Source organism: Guyparkeria sp. SCN-R1 (genome assembly GCF_003932495.1).
GTDB lineage: Bacteria > Pseudomonadota > Gammaproteobacteria > Halothiobacillales > Halothiobacillaceae > Guyparkeria.
The window spans coordinates 1-410 of record NZ_QZMT01000051.1 but is presented as its reverse complement, the minus strand read 5'-3'; the positions used below and the strand labels follow the sequence as shown (position 1 = coordinate 410).

Below are 410 nucleotides of genomic sequence, written 5' to 3'. Positions count from 1 at the left end.
AGATGTCTCGTGGGCTCGGTGGGAGGTTGTCCGCCTAGCAGTTCGTGTTCGTTGCAGTACGCGTCGTTGTAGATGGTGTCGAAGTAGCGTTGTGGGCCGTCGGGAAAGACCGCGGCAATCGTGGTGTCCGCCGGCAAGTTGCGTGCTGCCCAGCCGGCTACCAGGGCGACCGCCCCGACGCTCCAGCCGCCGCTGGCGTAGTGGGTTGCGGCCAGGGAGCGGCACGCCCAGACGGCTTCGGGGGGAGCAACCCAGTGCACTTCGTCGAATGCACGGTAATCGACATTGCGCGGATAAATACTCGAGCCCAGCCCGCGCATCAGCCTGTTCGACGCGGGCTGCCCAAAGATCGTGGACCCGATGGTGTCCACGCCGATCAACCGCATGTCCGGGTTGAACTCCCGTAGCAC

At 64.6% G+C, this 410-nt stretch carries 1 pseudogene; it reads right to left on the bottom strand.

The annotated features are described in order from the left end of the window. Positions 1 to 410 (bottom strand): annotated as a pseudogene (cysK2, locus tag D5687_RS11130) (S-sulfocysteine synthase CysK2); the annotation flags it as partial.